Source organism: Micromonospora sp. WMMD1082 (assembly GCF_029626175.1).
Classification (GTDB): Bacteria; Actinomycetota; Actinomycetes; order Mycobacteriales; family Micromonosporaceae; genus Micromonospora.
Genome location: NZ_JARUBM010000002.1, coordinates 1,974,672 through 1,992,110 on the forward strand (window position 1 = coordinate 1,974,672; position 17,439 = coordinate 1,992,110).

At 74.7% G+C, this 17,439-nt stretch carries 13 protein-coding genes and 1 pseudogene; 5 read left to right on the forward strand and 9 right to left on the reverse strand.

Annotated elements, in window-relative coordinates:
* Positions 1 to 64 precede the first annotated feature (64 nt).
* Genes O7615_RS09345 through O7615_RS09355 form a run of 3 tightly spaced genes read right to left on the reverse strand, consistent with a single transcriptional unit; the run spans position 65 to position 3,371 of the window.
* A complete protein-coding gene (locus tag O7615_RS09345; RefSeq protein WP_278176978.1) occupies positions 65 to 1,546 on the reverse strand; it encodes an aminotransferase class V-fold PLP-dependent enzyme in 1,482 nt (493 codons plus the stop codon).
* Entirely contained in the window at positions 1,543 to 3,024 is a 1,482-nt protein-coding gene (locus tag O7615_RS09350; RefSeq protein ID WP_278176979.1) for an MFS transporter, read from the reverse strand. The genes O7615_RS09345 and O7615_RS09350 overlap by 4 nt, the downstream gene beginning before the upstream one ends.
* 32 nt (positions 3,025 to 3,056) lie before the next feature.
* Entirely contained in the window at positions 3,057 to 3,371 is a 315-nt protein-coding gene (locus O7615_RS09355; RefSeq protein WP_278176980.1) for an MGMT family protein, read from the reverse strand.
* Positions 3,372 to 3,432: 61 nt separating this feature from the next.
* Here O7615_RS09355 and proB point away from each other — a divergent pair, with 61 nt between their 5' ends.
* Positions 3,433 to 4,542 (forward strand): glutamate 5-kinase, encoded by a 1,110-nt coding sequence (gene proB / locus O7615_RS09360; RefSeq protein WP_278176981.1) that lies wholly within the window; start codon positions 3,433 to 3,435, stop codon positions 4,540 to 4,542.
* 17 nt (positions 4,543 to 4,559) lie between these two features.
* Positions 4,560 to 5,822 (forward strand): annotated as a pseudogene (locus O7615_RS09365) (glutamate-5-semialdehyde dehydrogenase); the annotation flags it as partial.
* Between the two features lie 15 nt (positions 5,823 to 5,837).
* Here the strand turns inward: O7615_RS09365 and O7615_RS09370 are convergent.
* From O7615_RS09370 to O7615_RS09395, 6 genes are all read right to left on the reverse strand, one after another.
* Entirely contained in the window at positions 5,838 to 6,725 is an 888-nt protein-coding gene (locus tag O7615_RS09370; RefSeq protein ID WP_347405122.1) for a prenyltransferase/squalene oxidase repeat-containing protein, read from the reverse strand.
* The gene (gene moeZ / locus O7615_RS09375) at positions 6,721 to 7,944 is read right to left on the reverse strand and encodes an adenylyltransferase/sulfurtransferase MoeZ (protein WP_278176983.1); all 1,224 of its coding nucleotides are present in this window, start codon (positions 7,942 to 7,944) and stop codon (positions 6,721 to 6,723) included. The genes O7615_RS09370 and moeZ overlap by 5 nt, the downstream gene beginning before the upstream one ends.
* 126 nt (positions 7,945 to 8,070) lie before the next feature.
* Complete coding sequence (locus O7615_RS09380) at positions 8,071 to 8,895, reverse strand: DUF3152 domain-containing protein (protein WP_278176984.1); 825 nt, start codon at positions 8,893 to 8,895, stop codon at positions 8,071 to 8,073.
* 126 nt (positions 8,896 to 9,021) lie between these two features.
* On the reverse strand, positions 9,022 to 9,867 hold the full coding sequence (locus tag O7615_RS09385; RefSeq protein WP_278176985.1) for a DUF3152 domain-containing protein: 846 nt from the start codon (positions 9,865 to 9,867) through the stop codon (positions 9,022 to 9,024).
* 91 nt (positions 9,868 to 9,958) lie between these two features.
* A complete protein-coding gene (locus O7615_RS09390) occupies positions 9,959 to 10,933 on the reverse strand; it encodes an alpha/beta hydrolase (protein WP_278176986.1) in 975 nt (324 codons plus the stop codon).
* Positions 10,934 to 10,954: 21 nt separating this feature from the next.
* The gene (locus O7615_RS09395) at positions 10,955 to 12,751 is read right to left on the reverse strand and encodes a hypothetical protein (RefSeq protein ID WP_347405123.1); all 1,797 of its coding nucleotides are present in this window, start codon (positions 12,749 to 12,751) and stop codon (positions 10,955 to 10,957) included.
* A 1,449-nt stretch (positions 12,752 to 14,200) separates the two neighbouring features.
* Here O7615_RS09395 and O7615_RS09400 point away from each other — a divergent pair.
* From O7615_RS09400 to O7615_RS09410, 3 genes are all read left to right on the forward strand, one after another.
* Positions 14,201 to 14,839, forward strand: coding sequence for a TetR/AcrR family transcriptional regulator (locus tag O7615_RS09400; RefSeq protein ID WP_131302398.1), 639 nt, complete (start codon positions 14,201 to 14,203; stop codon positions 14,837 to 14,839).
* A gap of 63 nt (positions 14,840 to 14,902) precedes the next feature.
* On the forward strand, positions 14,903 to 15,130 hold the full coding sequence (locus O7615_RS09405) for a DUF3107 domain-containing protein (RefSeq protein ID WP_099849490.1): 228 nt from the start codon (positions 14,903 to 14,905) through the stop codon (positions 15,128 to 15,130).
* A 537-nt stretch (positions 15,131 to 15,667) separates the two neighbouring features.
* Positions 15,668 to 17,398, forward strand: a complete 1,731-nt coding sequence (locus tag O7615_RS09410; protein ID WP_278176987.1) for a DEAD/DEAH box helicase — start codon at positions 15,668 to 15,670, stop codon at positions 17,396 to 17,398.
* Positions 17,399 to 17,439: the final 41 nt, after the last annotated feature.

The following is a 17,439-nucleotide window of genomic DNA, read 5'->3' on the forward strand; positions in this document are numbered from 1 at the left end:
CCCCGACAGTCAACCACAGCCACCGGACGCCGAACCGCGGGCGGCCGAGCGGGCTGGGCGGCGGTCAGTAGGTCGGGCGTTGCAGCAGGCTGACGAACTCCACCAGCAGTCGTTCCCGCAGCGCCGGCGGGGCCGCGTCCAGCAGTGTGTTCACCGGCGCCATCCGGTCCGGTAACGCACCGCCGTCGCCGCCAGCGAGGCCCAGCCCGGCGGCCAGGCCGGCGACCAGGTCCGCGGTGAGGGCCTCCGGGGAGAGCGAGCCGGCCAGGGCGAGCAGCTCCGGCGGCAGCGCGACCGGCCCGGCCGCCCTGGCCGCCGTCACCGCCTCGGCCAGGGCGGGGCCGAACTCGGCCACCCGGGGCGCCACCGCGGCGGTCACCGTCAAGTGCACGCTGCGCGGCAGGCCGGCGTACGTCAGCTGGGGTTGGGTGTGCCAGCCGCGCCCGGCCAGCTCGTCGACCAGCACGAACAGGTCGGGCCCGGAGTCGGTGGCGGTGAAGCAGACCACGGTCGACTCCGGTTCGGCGACCAGCCGCAGCCCGTCGACGCCGCGCACCGCGTCGGCCAGTGCCCGCACCGCCGCCCAGGTCCGCCGGGTCAGCTCCAGGTAGCCGTCGTCGCCGAGGTGCCGCAGGGTCGCGTACGCGGCGGCGATCGGACCGCCCGAGCGGGTGGACGCGATCACCGGGTTGATCATCGTGTACCCGGGCCAGTCGGCGTACGCGAAGTACTGCGGGGCGCGCAGCCCCGGATCCCGGTGCAGCAGCACCGACACGCCCTTCGGGGCGTACGCGTACTTGTGCAGGTCCACCGAGATCGAGGTGACCCCGGGCACGGCGAGGTCGAACGCGGGCACCGGCACGCCGAGGCGGCGCAGGTACGGCAGGGTCCAGCCGCCGAAGCAGGCGTCCACGTGGCAGCGGACCCCGGCGGCGGCGGCCACCTCGGCGATCCGCTCGACGGGGTCGACGACGCCGTGCGCGTACGAGGATGCGGAGCAGGCCACCAGCACGGTCTCCGGCCGGATCGCGGCGGCCACGTCGGCGACCGCCGGCCGCAGGGTCTCCGGGTCCAGCGGCACCGGATCGAGTTCCACCCGCAGGTAGTGGGCCGCCTTGGCGAACGCGGCATGGGCGCTGGCCGGCACCACGATCCGGGGCGCCGCGATGTCCGGCCGGGCGTCCCGGGCCGCCTTCACGGCCAGGATGAGTGACTCGGTGCCGCCGCTGGTGACGCTGCCGACCGCGTCCGGTGCGCTGGTGCCAGGCCCACCGCCCAGCAGCCGCACCGCCGCGCCCACCAGCGCGTTCTCCATCGCCAGCAGCGAGGGAAAGGCGGTCGGGTCGAGCCCGTTGACGTGGGCGCTCTCGGCGTACGCCGCGCCGGCGAGGTCGTCCAACCCGGGCACGGCCGGGTCGTAGACGTACGCGAACAGCCGCCCCCCGTGCGTCGGCCGGTCCATCGCCCGCAGCTCGCGGACCTCCGCCAGCACCCGCTCCGCCGGTACCCCGTGCGTCGGCAATGCCGACCGGTCTTCGTCGATCATGGAGTGATGGCGCCCTTTCCGTGCTGTTCGGCGGCTTCCGTCCCGGCGACAACTCGATGATCGGCGAGGGAGGCGGGGGCGGTGGGGAGGGTGGCTAGGCGGGTGGGGGTCAGGTCGTAGGGGCGCAGGAGGAGGGTGGGCAGGGCGATCAGGAGGGCGGGCAGGACGGTGAAGCCGAGCAGGACGCCGAGGCGGGCGGAGTCGGACTGCGCGGCGGCGGTGCCGGTGGTGGAGGAGACGTAACCGGTCAGGGCGAGCACCAGGCCGTAGATGCCGGGGCCGAGGGCCAGCCCGAAGGTCTCGCCGGCCGTCCACACCCCGGTGAAGACGCCGGCCTGCCGGCGCCCGGTGCGCGCGGTGTCGTACGCGATGCAGTCCGGCAGCATGGCCAGCGCGAACACCTGCTGTCCGGCGTACCCGACACCGATCACCGCGACCAGCAGGTAGATCACGGCGGTGGGCAGCACCGGCGCGGCGACCAGCGCCAGCCCGCCGGTGGCCAGGATCAGCGAGGCGGTCACCAGGCCGGCGAGCTTGCCCAGCCGGGCACCCACCCGGGACCAGAGCGGCATCACCACCAGGGCCGGCCCGACGAAGCAGACGAACAGGACCGTCGGGCCGGTCGCCGAGTCGCGCAGGATCTGGTCGGCGAAGTACTGGACGCCGGCGAGGATCGTCGCCACGCCGGCGGACTGCACCACGAAGCAGAGCAGCAGCACCCGGAACGGCCGGTTGCGACCGGCGACGGCGAGCTGGGCACGCAGGCTGGGCTCGCTCTCCCCGACCACGCCCTGCGGGGCGGAGCGGGTACCGAGGAAGGCGCCGACCGCGCCCAGCGCGATGAGGGCGGCCACGAACAGGCCCATCCAGCGGTGTCCCGGGACACCCCCACCGGCTGCGTCGCGCACCAGCGGGGCCACCGCACCGGAGACCAGGATGGCCAGCGCCAGCACCGCGATCCGCCAGGTCATCAGCCGGGTACGTTCGGCGTAGTCGCTGGTCAGCTCGGCCGGCATCGCCACGTACGGCACCTGGAAGAAGGCGAACGCGGTGGCGGTGGCCAGGAAGGCGACCGCGACGTACGCACCGGCGGCGGGGCCGGCGCCGAACGGCGCGGCGAAGATCGCCCCGAACAGCACGGCCAGGGCCAACCCGCCGATCAGCAGGTACGGCCGACGGGCGCCCCAGCGCGACCGGGTGCGGTCGGAGATCCGCCCGGCGACCGGGTTGACCAGCACGTCCCACGCCTTCGGCAGCAGCACCAGCAGGGCCGCCACCCCGGCCGCCACCCCGAGGGTGTCGGTGAGGTACGGCAGCAGCAACAGCCCCGGCACGGTGCCGAACGCCCCGGTGGCTAGCGAGCCGAGCGCGTAGCCGGCGTGCACCCCGCGCGGCAGTCCTGCCGGGGTCGGCGTGGGTCGCACCCCGGTCGAACTGGCGACGGGTGGGTAGCCGGATCCACCCGGCGGCGCGCTCATGGCACCGAATGTTACTCACGTTTGGCTGCCGGTCACATCCCCTCACCGGGCCACCAGCCGGCCGCCCGCATGTCCACCCGGTCCTGGCGCAGCGGCGTACCCTCGGCGAGCCACCGCGCCCGGGCCTCGGCGCTGAGCCGGGGCGGCATGCCACCGGAGGCGTTGACCACCCGGTGCCAGGGTGCGCCACCACCGTGCCGGGCCATGATCGCTCCGACCAGCCGGGCCGACGTCCGGCCGGAGCGCTCGGCGAGCGCGTCGGCCACCGCCCCGTACGACATCACGCGGCCGGGCGGGATCCGGTCGACCAACTCCAGCACCGCCTCGACGTACTCGTCAGGTGTCACAAGCTGCCAGAGTATGGGAACGCCGACGGGCCGCGTCGCGGCGACGGCGCAGAATAGGCGGGTGCGCGACGCAGTCACGGCGGCCCGGCGGGTCGTCGTCAAGATCGGATCCTCCTCGTTGACCACCGCCACCGGCGGGTTGGACGACGGGCGGGTCGACGCGCTGGTCGACGCCCTCGGCAGGCGGACGGCCGACGGACGCGAGGTGGTGCTGGTCTCCTCGGGCGCGATCGCCGCCGGCCTCGCCCCGCTCGGCCTGGCCCGGCGCCCGCGCGACCTGGCCACCCAGCAGGCCGCCGCCAGCGTCGGCCAGGGCCTGCTGATCGGGCGGTACGCGGCCGCCTTCGCCCGGCACGGCCGTACCGTCGGCCAGGTGCTGCTCACCGTCGACGACGTGACCCGGCGAGCCCACTACCGCAACGCGTACCGCACCCTGCGCAAGCTGCTCGACCTGCGGGCGGTGCCGATCGTCAACGAGAACGACACGGTCGCCACCGAGGAGATCCGGTTCGGCGACAACGACCGGCTGGCCGCGCTGGTGGCCGCGCTGGTCGACGCCGAACTGCTGGTGCTCCTCTCCGATGTCGACGCGCTCTGGACGGGCGACCCGTCGCGCCCCGGTTCCCGCCGCATCGCGGAGGTACGCGACGAGGCGGATCTGGCCGGCGTCGACCTGCGCGGGGCCGGGCGCTCGGGTGTCGGCACCGGCGGCATGGTGACCAAGGTGGAGGCGGCCCGGATCGCCACCGGGTTCGGCATCCCGGTGGTGCTCACCTCCGCCGCCCAGGCCGTCGCGGCGCTGGCCGGCGAGCCGGTCGGCACCTTCTTCCACCCCAGCCTCCGGCGACCCGCCGCCCGGCTGTTCTGGCTCGCCCACGCCACCGCACCCCGGGGACGGCTGCACCTCGATCCCGGGGCGGTCGCCGCGGTGGTGGGGCGGCGCAAATCGTTGCTGCCGGCCGGGATCACCGCCGTGGACGGGGCGTTCACCGCCGGCGACCCGGTCGACCTGGTCGACACCTCCGGCGCGCCGGTCGCCCGAGGGCTGGTCAACTACGACGCGATCGAGCTGCCCGGCCTGCTCGGGCGCTCCACCGCCGACCTCGCCGCGGCGCTCGGCCCGGCGTACGAACGGGAGGTCGTCCACCGCGACGACCTGGTGCTGCTGTAGCAGGGCCCGGTACCCAACGACACGTGAAGGAGCATGGGATGAGCGTGAGCGAGCAGGCCCGCCGGGCGCGTACGGCGGCGGAGGCGCTGGCCGTGGCGACGCGTACCGCCAAGGACGCCGCGCTGCACGCGATGGCCGACGCGCTGGTGGCGCGTACCCCGGAGATCCTGGCCGCGAACGAGGCGGACCTGGCTGCCGGGCGCGAGGCCGGGCTGAGCGCGGCCGTGCTGGACCGGCTCGCCCTCGACGAGCCCCGGGTGGCGGGCATCGCCGACGCGCTGCGCCAGATGGCCGCGCTGCCCGACCCGGTGGGCGAGGTGGTCCGTGGTTCGACCCTGCCCAACGGCCTGGAGCTGCGGCAGATCCGGGTGCCGTTCGGCGTGGTCGGCATCATCTACGAGGCCCGGCCGAACGTCACCGTGGACGCCGCCGGCATCTGCCTGAAGTCCGGCAACGCGGCGCTGCTGCGCGGCTCCTCCTCGGCCGCGCACTCCAACGCGGCGCTGGTGTCGGTGCTGCGCGACGCGGTCGCCGACGCCGGCCTGCCGGCCGATGCCGTGCAGCTGCTCGACGCCACCTCCCGCGACTCGGTCAAGGAGCTGATGCGGGCCCGGGGCCTGGTCGACGTGCTGATCCCGCGCGGCGGCGCGTCGCTGATCCGCACGGTGGTCGAGGAGTCGACCGTGCCGGTGATCGAGACCGGGGTGGGCAACTGCCACGTCTACGTGGACGCCGCGGCCGACGTCGCCACGGCTGTCGCCATCACGCTGAACGCCAAGACGCAGCGACTGTCCACCTGCAACACCGCCGAGTCGCTGCTGGTGCACGCCGATGTCGCCGACGCCTTCCTGCCGCCGGCGCTGGCGGCCCTCGCCGAGGCCGGGGTGACCGTGCACGGCGACGATCGGGTGGCACGGTACTCGGACGCGGTGGTCGCCGCCACCGACGAGGACTTCGCCACTGAGTACCTCGCCGCCGACATCTCCGCCGCCGTCGTCGACTCCCTCGACGCGGCGGTCACGCACATCCGGCGGTACGGCAGCGGCCACACCGAGGCGATCGTCACCGACTCGCAGTCGGCCGCCCGGGAGTTCGTGGCCCGGGTGGACTCGGCGGCCGTGATGGTCAACGCCTCGACCCGGTTCACCGACGGCGGTGAGTTCGGCTTCGGTGCCGAGATCGGCATCTCCACCCAGAAGCTGCACGCTCGCGGCCCCATGGGCCTCCCCGAGCTGACCAGCACCAAGTACGTCGTCACCGGCACCGGCCACCTCCGCTGACCCACCCCTGTCCGGTCAGCGGAAGGCGCGGATGACGGCGAGGGTGGCGTGCACGTCGAACTGATGGCCGTCGTCGCTGCTCCACCCGCCGTCGCTGCGCTGCGTCTCGGTGAGCCTGCGGCGGGCCGCCACCATGGTCCACTCCTGCTCGTCGACACCGACCCGGCGCAGCGTCGAGGCGAGCCAGCCGGCGTCGGCCGCGGACACCTGCGGAACCCGCTCGGCGAGCACCGCCTTGATCTGTGCCGACTCGTAGAACAACTGCTGCCGGTGCAGCACCGCCGCGCTCAGCCACCCGGCGGCCAGGAAGGACGGCCAGCTGCCGTCGGGGCGCAGGTGCGCGGCGAGCGCCTGGCTGGCGGCCTGCACCACGCCGGCGTACGCCCCGCCGACCCGGTGGTCGAGGGGGCCGGCGGCCCGGGCGTCGAGGCCGGCCACGGTGAGCCAGAAGGCGGCGTTGGCGGTCAGGTAGAGCCGCGCCTCCGGATCACCGGGGCGGGCCCACTCGGGGGCGGTGTCCGCCAGCGCCGGGTCCTCCTCCCAGCAGCCGTCGCGTTGCTGGGCGGCGGCGAGCCAGTCCAGCGCGCGGCGGGCGCTCGGGCGGCTCAGCGCACCGAGGTCGTCCAGTTCGGTGAGGCGGAAGCAGGTCGCGTCGACGGATGCCACCTCGTCGCCCCAGGACGCCGGCCAGCCACCGCCCAGGGTCTGGCCGACCTCGGCGCTGTCGAGCAGCTCCGGCGGTGGTGGCGCGCCCGTACGCAACCAGGACAGACGGGCACGCTCCACCGCGTCCCCGTGTGCCACCACGAACCCGATCGCGGCGTCGATGTCGACCACGGCGGCCACGCTACCGGCGGCAACGTGATCCCGCCTCGGTAGGACGGGCAGGTGGGATCGGCTAATACGCGGGCAGCGACGGATCGATCTGCTTGATCCAGGAGAGCACGCCGCCCTGCACGTGCACCGCGTCGCGGAAACCGGCCGCCTTCAACGCGGCCAGCGCCTCGGCGGAGCGGACGCCGGACTTGCAGTGCAGCACGATCTGCCGGTCCTGCGGGAGCTTGGACAGCGCCTCGCCGGAGAGGATCTCGCCCTTGGGGATCAGGGTCGCGCCGGGGATGCGGACGATCTCGTACTCGGCCGGCTCCCGCACGTCGACGAGGAAGATGTCCTTGCCGGCGTCCTGCCACTCCTTCAGCTCGGCCGCGGTGATGGTCGCGTCGAGCGTCGCCTCCTGGGCCTCGACCGAGACCGCGCCGCAGAAGTCCTCGTAGTCCTCCAGCAGGTCGGTGAGGGTCGGGTTCTCGCCGCAGAGCACGCAGTTCGGGTCCTTGCGTACCTTGATCTTGCGGTAGCTCATCTCCAGGGCGTCGTAGACCATCAGCCGGCCGACCAGCGGCTCGCCGATGCCGGCGAGCAGCTTGATCGCCTCGTTGACCTGGATCGAGCCGATCGAGGCGCAGAGCACGCCGAGCACGCCGCCCTCCGCGCAGGAGGGGACCATGCCGGGCGGCGGCGGCTCCGGGTAGAGGCAGCGGTAGCAGGGGCCGTGCTCGGCCCAGAACACCGAGGCCTGGCCGTCGAACCGGTAGATCGACCCCCAGACGTACGGCTTGTTGAGCAGCACCGCCGCGTCGTTGACCATGTACCGGGTGGCGAAGTTGTCGGTGCCGTCGACGATCAGGTCGTACTGGGCGAAGATCTCGCGGACGTTGTCCCGGTCCAGCGCGGTGTTGTGGATCTCGACGTTGACCAGCGGGTTGATCTCGCGGATGCTCGCCGCGGCCGACTCGGCCTTGGACCGGCCGACATCGGAGACGCCGTGGATGACCTGGCGCTGGAGGTTGGACTCGTCGACGGTGTCGAAGTCGATGATGCCGAGCGTGCCGACCCCGGCGGCGGCCAGGTACAGCAGGGCGGGGGAACCGAGGCCACCGGCGCCGACGCAGAGCACCCGGGCGTTCTTCAGCCGCTTCTGCCCGGTGACGCCGACGTCGGGGATGATCAGGTGACGCGAGTAGCGGCGGATCTCGTCAACGGTCAGCTCGGCGGCGGGTTCGACGAGCGGGGGCAGCGACACGGTGGACTCCCCGGGGATCGATGTGGCGGGCAACCGGGCCATTGTCGCTCGCCGACACGCCCATCGACCATGAGCAGGGACACGTCGCCCGCTATACGGGAGCGGGAATAGCCGCACCGGTCGGGCTGGCCGGCGACACCGGGCGGGCTGGGCGGTCGCGCCGGGCGGTCAGTCGACGAGATCGCCGGAGTAGTGGTGGCCGTCCAGGATCGGCCAGGGGTTCGGCAGGCAGCCGTCCAGCCCGTACGTCTGCTGCTGCATGACCGGCGCCGGACGTCCCGGTGCGGGGCACGCCTCGTGTCCCTCCCCGAACTCGTGCCCGACCTCATGGTTGATCACGTACGCCCGGTAGACCTCGATCGGCGCCCCGTAGTCCGGAACCGCCTCCAGCCAGCGCGCCAGATTGATGATCACTCTCCCGGGCAGCCGGCACGAGGTGTAGCCCTCCGTGCTGAGCCCGCCCTCGGCGCACATCGCCTCCGAGGTGAGCGGGGTGGCCAGGTAGATGGTGAAGTCCGCGGGTACCGCCCCGGCGACCCGCTGCACGCGCAGCCCGCCGGAGCCGATCCAGCTGCGCGGGTCGGCCAGCACCGCGTCGACGTCCGCGGCGAAGGCGTCCGGATCCTGGCCGGTGCCCTGCTCGACGGCCACCCGGTAGCGGGTCACCGGCCCCTCCTCGCCCCGCACCGGAGAGCCGTCACCGGCCACCGCGAAGCTGCCGGCACCGACCCTCGGGTACCTGCTGGTCCGGTCCTGCTCGTCCGCGCCCGCTCCGTAGCCGAGCCGGCTGCGGGCACCCGGTTCCGGCTCGGCCGCCCGGTCGCCGGCGCGCGCCAGCAGCACCGAGGAGGCGGCGGCGAGGAGCAGCACGATCCCGAGGGTCACGGTGAGCCGACGCCGCCGGCGCCGGGCCGCCGGCCGGGAACCAGGCGGGTGCGGGTCGGGCGGGTGGTCCCGCCGGTCCGGGCCGCGCCAAAGGGGTGAAGAGGGCATGCAGCCATCGTCGCATCCAATTCCGGCATACCGCCGCATTACCGTACGGCCGTTGGCGAGCCTCCGTCGCCACCGGGCACCACCTGCCGGGCCGGAGCCCGGGCGCGTCCCCGGCGGCCGGGCCGGTCAGAGCGGTGGACCGGCGTAGCGCCGGCCGTCCAGGTACGGCCAGGGATTCGCGACGCACCCCTTCAGGAACAGCGTCTGCTGCATCATCACCGGCGCCGGCTCACCCTGCCCCGGGCAGCGCTCGTGCCGGTTGCCCAGCTGGTGCCCGACCTCGTGGTTGATCACGTAGGTCCGGTAGACCGAGAGCGGCACGCCGTCCGCCACGAAGTGCGGCACCGACAGCCGCCACCGGTCCAGGTTGATGATCACCTTGCCCGACGTCCGGCAGGAGGTGTACGGCCGGCCGCCGATCCTGATGTCGACGCCCCCGGCGACGCACATCCGGCCCGCAGTGTGGGCCGTGGCCAGGTAGACGGTGAAGTCGTACCGGGAGTCGCCGGCCACCTGCCGCAGCCGCAGTTGCCCGCCGTCCACCCAGCTTCCCGGCCCGGCCAGCGCGGTGCGCACCGCCAGGGCGAACTCACCCGCGTCCACGCCGGAGCCGGACTCCACCGCGACCCGGTAGCGCCGGATGTCACCGGCCGTACCCAGCACCGGGCCGGACCGGTCGGCATAGCCGAACCGACCCGGACCGGTCGACGGGACCGCCCCCGGCTCCTGCAACACCGGCGGCTCGGGCGACGGGGGTACGCCGGTCGGCGACGGCGCGGACTCCGGGGTCGGTGGCGGTGCCGCCGCCGACGGGGACGTCACCGGGGGCAGTTCGCCGGCCGCACCCTGCGGCGTGCCGGTGCCACCGGCCACCATCGCCACCGCGGCGCCGACCGCCGTCAGCAGCACGGCAACCCGGATCAGCGCGCCCGGCCGGCGCAGCCAGGACCGCCCACCGCCCGCTCGATCCACGGATCGGTCGTGCCGGTACGGCCTGCGCTGGGCGGCATGACGACCAGCGGAATGAGCCGGCCGATGACGACTACCAGGGCTGCGCACCCGGTCATCCTGCCAGGTCAGCCCGGCGAGCGGACTCCCCCGTCTCGGTGAGCAGCCCCAGCACGGCCCGGGCCACCAGGCGCGGCACCTCCAGTTGCGCCACGTGACCGACACCGTTGATCATCAACAGTCGACTGTCCGGAATCACCCGGGCGGTCTGCGGTGCCACCCGCACGTCGACCAGCCGGTCCTGCCGGCCCCCGATGACCAACGCCGGTGCGCTCACCGTGCGGGCCATCCGCCACAGGGATCCCGACCCCGGCAGGTACGACCGCACAAAGCTGTAGACCAGGCCACGGAACGTCCGGACGTAGGCCGCCGCGTAGTGCTCCGCCTCGTACCGGATGCGGATCTCCTCCAGCGCCTCCTGCCGGCGTTGGTCGCAGATCCGGTTGAGATCGGCCACACACGCCTCCATCACCTGCTGGGCCATCACCTCCGGGGCCACCTGGGCCAGCCGCCAGGCGGCCAGTCGTTCGCCCCGGGGGATCGCCAGCAGCGGCAGCATCCGACCCTGCAACGAGCGGCGGAAGTCGAGGAACGGCAGGGCCGGCGACACGAGGGTCAGCGTCCGGACCAGATCCGGCCGGAGGGCGGCCACCCGCACCGAGATCGCCCCGCCCAGCGAGTTGCCGAACAGGTGCACCGGCCCGCGATCCGAGTGTTCGATCCAACGGATCACCCGCTCGGCGAAGACCGGCACCGTGTAGCGCCGGCCCGGCTCGCTGCGGCCGAAGCCCGGCAGGTCGATCGCCTGACCGTCGAGCCGGTCGGCGAGCAGGCCGGCCAGGTCCGTCCAGTTCTGCGACGAGCCGCCCAGACCGTGCACGTACAGCGCCGGCTCGGCGTCCGGGCCGGTCGCGGGCGTCTCCCGTACGTAGGTGATCGCCCCGTCGATGCGTACCTCACGACCCGGCCAGGGCGGCGGGATCGAGTGGGCGGGCAGCAGCCGGTCGGGCCAGAGGGTGGCAGGCTTCACCGTTCCAGTTTGCCCGGCCGCTCAGGCCAGCAACGCCTCCAGCCGCCGGTTCACCGCCGCCAGGGTGGCCCGCACCACCGCCTGCCGGGGATCCCCGGCCACCAGGGCGGAACCGGCCAACTGCTCGACCCAGCCGTCGCAGACCAGCAGCACCACGACGGTGGCCACCTCGCAGTTGCCGAAGGGCACCACGGCGGCATGTTCCACGAAGCACCGACCGCGCTCCGCCGTGGTGCCGCCCGCGCGCAGCAGTTCGTCGATCGCCGCGGCGGCGGCCACCGCGCAGAGCCGCAGCACGTACCCGTCGACGGCCGGCCCGGTCGCGTACCCCGCGGAGCTCTGCTCGCCGGCGATCAGCCGCACCTCGACCGTGGCGTCCAGCCCGAACGTGCTGACCTGCACGTGGTCGAGCACCACCCGGGGGCCCGGGACTCCGCCGGTGTCCAGCGGCCGGGAGGGCGCCGACTCGGTCGTGGTGAGCTGCCCGCCGGAGTACGAGGCGGCGAGCGTCGCCGGGCTGCCCGGCGGACCCGGGTCCTCCACGATCGCCCGGCCCCGGTGCGGGGCGGACGACTGCCGTCGCCGTCGTGAGGTCTCCGGTACGGCGTCCGGCCGGCTCGGCGGCGTCTCCGTCCGGGCACCGGCGGGTCGGGCGGACGGGCGGCGGGGCTCGGCGGACGGACGCGCCTCACCCCCCTCGCTCCGGGTCTCGGCGGACCGGCGGCGCACCGGCACGGCGGCGGCCCCGGGCATGGTGCGCGGCGCCGCGGCCAGCCCCATCCGCTCCTGGAGCAGGCGGGCGACCTGACGGCTCACCTCGGCCGGGTCGGCACCGTCGGAGAGGTCGAGGCGCAGGCTGTGTGCGCCGGCAGGGGTGCGGCGCAGGGCCGCGTCGCGGACTCCCTCGACGCCGCGGACGGCGGCGAGGATCGCGTTGACATCGAAGCCCTCGGGGCGGTCCCGCAGCGGGGCCGGCTCGTCGTCACGACGGAGATGGGTGGCGATCCGGGCGAGTTCCGGGGTTTCGGCGGGTGGCTCCACGGCTGGCGGCTCCGGCACAACGGGCACGTCCGGTTCGGCGGGGACGCGCTGCGGCAACACCGCCGAGGTGCTGTCCGGCGCCCGGTCGTCGGCCGGCTCCGTCGGCGCGACCGGATCGGGCGCGGATCGGCGTGCCGCGTAGGGGGCTGCGCTCGTCGGGACGGGCGCGGTGGGGGTGCGCTCACGGCCACCGGACCCACCTGGGACCGGCCCGACGTCCGGACCGGCCGCCGGGTCGGTCACGGCCGGCACCGAGGTCGGGCCGGTCGGGGTGGCAGCCGGCGCGGGCGGGGCAGCGGCCGGTTCGTCCGGGACCGGCCGGAGCCGGAACGGTCGATATCCGGGGACCTCGGAGGCCGACTGGGCCGGGGTGACCGGCGGAGAGGCGGGCTCGGTCGGCCTCTCGCCACGGCTCGGCACGCCCAGTGGTGGCGCGCCGGCCTGGCCGCTCGTCGGTGGCGCGTCGGATCCGCTTGTCGCCGGAGCGCTGGTCGACGCCGCGCCGGCCGGTGCGCTGGTCGATTGAGCGCTGGCCGGGCGGAGGCCGGCGGGTGCGGCACCGGCGGGCCGGCCGCTGGCGGGTGGAGCGCTGGCCGGGCGGAGGCTGGCGGGTCCGGCACCGGCGGGCCGGCCGCTGGCGGGTGGAGCGCTGGCCGGGCGGAGCGCCCAGGGCAGGCGCTCGTCGGCCGGCTGACCGTCGGACCGGGCGCCCCAGGGCAGGCCCTCCTCGGTCCGCGCGCCCCAGGGCAGGCTCTCGCCTGCCGGCGCACCGCTCACCGGGGGTACGGCCCACGACGGACGCTCCTCGGCCGGCGGCCCGCCGGCCGCACGCGCCCAGGAGGGCCGCTCCTCGGCAGAGGGCGCGCTGGTCGTACGCGCCCACGACGGACGCTCCTCGGCCGGCGGCCCGCTGGTCGTACGCGCCCAGGAGGGCCGCTCGTCGGCCGGCGGCGCACTGGTCGGTTCGGCCGTCGCCCAGGCCGGCCGGTCGGCCGGGTCGGGAGCGACGGACTGCTGCTGGCCGGGGTCGGCGTCGGGGTCGACATTCGGCCCGGGCGGCTCGTACGGACGGGGCCGCGCGACGGGCACCGCCTCGTACGGGCGGGTCGGCTCGGCGCGTACCGGCTCATAGGGCCGGTTGGGCTCACTGGCCCAGTTCGGGGGCGGCACCTCCGGCGACCGGTGGCCGGCGTGCTCGCTCTCGTCGCGCGCCCACGACGGCGCCCAGTCGCTGACCGGGTCGGGCAGCGCCCAGCTCGGCCGGTCCGCCTCGGCGGGCGAGCGCTCGGCAGCCGGCTGCTCGGCAGGCGATCGCTCGGCAGTCGGCCAACCGCCGGATCGGTCGGCTCGCGACCCCACCGCCCAGCCGGCGGGCTGGTCGGCACCGGACGCCGCCGGCCGATCACCCTGCCCGGCGGCCTGATCCGTGGCCGGCGGCACCGGGCGGGGCTCGGCAGCCGGCGGGTACGCGTCATCCCACCCGCGCGGCCGGCCGCTCGCCGGCGGCTCCTCCCCGGCCCGCTCCGCAGTGGGCGCGTGCAGACCGGGCGGCATCTCGAAGCCGGAGGCGGCGGTGCCGACAGGGGGCACCTGCGCGGCGGGCGGCGCCGAGGTCGGTAGCCCGGTGGGCGAGGTGACCGGCTGCTCACCGGCCGGGACGGGACGTGGCGCCGGCACGACGAGCCGATCATTGCTCGGATCGCGGCCCGATCCGCGCAGACCGGGCGGGGCGCTCACCGGAAAGTGCCGGCCGGCCGGCGACTCGTCAACGGGGTGCGCCCCGTTGACGTGGTGGCCGTTGACATGGTTGCCGTTGACCCGGACGGGCAGATCGGGCTCCGTCCGCTCACCGGTCGGGGCGGGCAGATCAGCGTGGCGTGACGACGCGGTGGCCCACCCGGAGGTCGGCTCGGGCTGCGGCCAGGCCGCGCCGGAGCCCCGCGTGCCCTCCGCGTCCCACGACCAGTCGGCCGGCGGCGGGGCCCACCCGTTGCCGGAACGGGCCAGGTCATCGCGCTGACCCGTCCCGTCACCGTGCTCTCCCGGGGTGGCGGCACCGGGTTGCCCTGTTTCACTCACCGCGCGCTCCTTGGTCGCCCCCGCTGAGGCTACCGTGTGGCGACAGTGGCGATAAGTTACAGCGGCGGGCCAATTCCGCGAGGGGCCGAGGGGCCCCCGACCGGTTCGGGTGAAATGCCGGCCCGTACGACAACCTCGGAGGTTCCCATGACCGCTGTGGGGAACGGCGCCCAAACCGCCGGCCGACCCACGCGCCTACCCCGTTCGGCGCGCCGCAAGCAGCTGCTCGCCGCTGCTCAGGAGGTGTTCGTCGCGCAGGGCTACCACGCTGCGGCCATGGACGACATCGCCGAGCGGGCCGGGGTCTCCAAGCCGGTGCTGTACCAGCACTTCCCCGGGAAGATGGAGCTCTACCTCGCGCTGCTCGACACACACTGTGACGCGATCGTCGCCAAGGTGCACGACGCGATGGCGAGCACCACCGACAACAAGGAGCGGGTCAGCGCGTCGGTGCGGGCGTACTTCGACTTCGTCGACCACGAGAGCGAGGCCTTCCGCCTGGTCTTCGAGTCTGATCTGCGCAACGAGCCGGCCGTGCGGCAGCGCGTGGAGCGGGTCGAGCAGGGCTGCATCGCGGCGATCACCGACACGATCATCTCCGACACCGGGGTCAGCCGGGCACACGCCGAGTTGCTCGCCTCCGGCCTGGTCGGCGCGGCCGAGACGGCCGCGCAGTTCTGGCTGGCCGGCGGTCGCCAGGTGCCCAAGGCCGAGGCGGAGGCGCTGGTCGCCGCGCTGTCCTGGCGGGGCATCGCGAGCTTCCCGCTGCAAGGTGAGTCAGCCTGAACTCCGACCTTGTGATCGGATAGCCTTCGCAGGGCGGCCATTCCGCCCGACGGAGGAGGCACAGTGGAGGTCAAGATCGGCGTGCAGTACGCGCCGCGCGAACTGGTCCTGGAGAGCGCGCAGTCGCCGGCCGAGATCGAGCGGATCGTGACCGACGCCGTCGCCAGGGGCGAGGGCACCCTCTCCCTGACCGACGAGAAGGGTCGACGGATCATCGTGCCGGTGGGCAAGGTCGCCTACGTCGAGATCGCCGAGGCGTCTCCCCGGGCGGTCGGCTTCACCGTCCGCTGACGCTCGCCGAGTCCGGCGGCGGCCATCGCGCGGTGTGCGCGGCGGTCGGCCGCCGGAACGCAGGCCGCCGTCGTGTCGTCCGTGGCACCTCGCCCGCAACCCCGACGGCGCCGACACCCCGGCATACCGGGCAGCACGCCGAGCGCGGAGCCCGTCGGCCCGTCCGACGGTAATTGGTGATCTCGTGTGCGCAGGCTTCCGCCGGGCGCACCCCCTCGACAGCGCACCCACTCAGCGCGGTGCTGCCCGCCCCATTCGGGGCGACACGAGTGATACGAGTCACATGCAAACCTTTCCAGTGGCGCTTGCCCCCTCGGAATCGGGACGGCGTTTGGCCCGTTCAGGTAGCATGGAGGAGTTGCCGTAGGCGCCGATCCCGGCCGGAGTCAGCTCCGATCCCGGTCGAAGTCCGACCTACGGCGCGCGTGCGGCCCGGTCCGCCCGGCGATTCGCCGCCGACCGTGTGGCCCGCGCCATACCGAGAGCGCCCTGAGGACATGACGGGGCGCACCCACGAGAGGGCACCCCCAAATCCACATGAGCGAGCCGATTCAAGACCTCATCGACGGCCAGGAACTGGCCCCGACCGCCCCGGTCCGACCGGAGGCACCGACCTTCGCCGAGCTCGGCGCGCGTGCCGAGACCGTCGACGCGCTGGCCACCGCCGGCATCACCCGCGCCTTCGCCATCCAGGAATACGCTCTGCCGATCGCGCTGCGCGGTGCCGACCTGATCGGGCAGGCGCCGACCGGCACCGGCAAGACCCTCGGCTTCGGCGTACCGCTGCTGGAGCGGGTCTTCGCGCCGGACGAGGGCGGCGACGGGCTGCCGCAGGCCCTGGTCGTCGTACCAACCCGTGAGCTGGGCATCCAGGTCGCCAAGGACATCGCCGCCGCCGGCCGCACCCGTGGCGTACGCGTCCTGCCGATCTACGGTGGCGTCGCGTACGAGCCGCAGATCGACGCGCTGCGCAAGGGCGTGGAGATCCTCGTCGGCACGCCGGGCCGCCTGCTGGATCTCGCCAAGCAGAAGCACCTGCGCCTGCACGGGGTGCGAGCCCTGGTGCTGGACGAGGCCGACCGCATGCTCGACCTGGGCTTCCTCGACGACGTCGAGCGGATCCTGGCGATGCTGCCGGAGGACCGGCAGACCATGCTCTTCTCGGCGACCATGCCGGATCCGATCGTGACGCTGTCCCGGCGCTTCCTGCGCCACCCGATCACGATCCACGCCGGGCACACCGCCGAGACCGGCCCGTCCCCGCAGACGGAGCAGCTGGTCTACCGCACCCACTCGATGAACAAGATCGAGATCGTGGCCCGGATCCTCCAGGCCGAGAGCCGTGGCCTGACCATGATCTTCACGCGTACGAAGCGAGCCGCCGACCGGGTCGCCGAGGACCTGGACTTCCGTGGTTTCGCGGTCGCGGCGGTGCACGGCGACCTCGGCCAGGGCGCCCGGGAGCGGGCGCTGCGGGCGTTCCGGGCCGGGAAGATCGACACCCTGGTCGCCACCGATGTGGCCGCCCGTGGCATCGACGTCAGCGGCGTCACCCACGTGATCAACTACGACTGCCCGGAAGACCAGGACACCTACACCCACCGGATCGGCCGTACCGGCCGGGCCGGAGCGAGCGGCGTCGCGGTGACCTTCGTCGACTGGGACGACATGCCCCGCTGGCGGATCATCGACAAGACCCTCGGGCTGGACATGCCCGAGCCGCCGGAGACGTACCACACCTCCCCGCATCTCTACACGGACCTGCACATCTCCACCGAGATCACCGGCACCCTGCCGACCGCCGAGCGCACCCGCGCCGGGTTGGCCGCGGAGGTCGAGGAGGACCTGGGTGGCGGTCGGTCCCGCCGGGGCGAGCCGCGCGGCACCCGACGCCGTGGTCGCGGCGAGGGCGACGGTCGCGGTGCCGGCGGTCGTGGCGAGCGAGGGCGCGGAAGCAGCGGTCGCGGGCAGGGCAGCGGCGCCGCCGCCGCGCCGGATGCCACCGAGTCCACCGGCACCGGCCCCACCGCCGACGACGAGGGCGCTCGCACCCCCCGTCGCCGTCGACGCCGCCGGGCCGGCGAGATGCTGACGGCCACCGACGCCGCCGCGACGGCCGGCTCCAGCGCCCCCGCCGAGACCGCCCCCGCCGAGGCCACCGGCGGCGAGAGCCCCACCGGCGAGGCCGCACCGCGTCCGCGTCGCCGTCGGCGTCGCCGTGGTGCCGGCTCCGCCAGCGGTACGCCGGCCGAGGCGACCACCGACTGACCGTGCGCCGCCCGGCCGGCGGCCGAGCGAGCCTCCCCTCA

Bases quoted from the DNA above. Each gene is read 5' to 3' on its own strand.
- O7615_RS09345 (WP_278176978.1), bottom strand. From the start codon at position 1,546: ATGATCGACGAAGACCGGTCGGCATTGCCGACGCACGGGGTACCGGCG.
- O7615_RS09350 (WP_278176979.1), bottom strand. From the start codon at position 3,024: ATGAGCGCGCCGCCGGGTGGATCCGGCTACCCACCCGTCGCCAGTTCG.
- moeZ (WP_278176983.1), bottom strand. From the start codon at position 7,944: ATGGCCCGGTTGCCCGCCACATCGATCCCCGGGGAGTCCACCGTGTCG.
- O7615_RS09380 (WP_278176984.1), bottom strand. From the start codon at position 8,895: ATGCCCTCTTCACCCCTTTGGCGCGGCCCGGACCGGCGGGACCACCCG.
- O7615_RS09400 (WP_131302398.1), top strand. From the start codon at position 14,201: ATGACCGCTGTGGGGAACGGCGCCCAAACCGCCGGCCGACCCACGCGC.
- O7615_RS09410 (WP_278176987.1), top strand. From the start codon at position 15,668: ATGAGCGAGCCGATTCAAGACCTCATCGACGGCCAGGAACTGGCCCCG.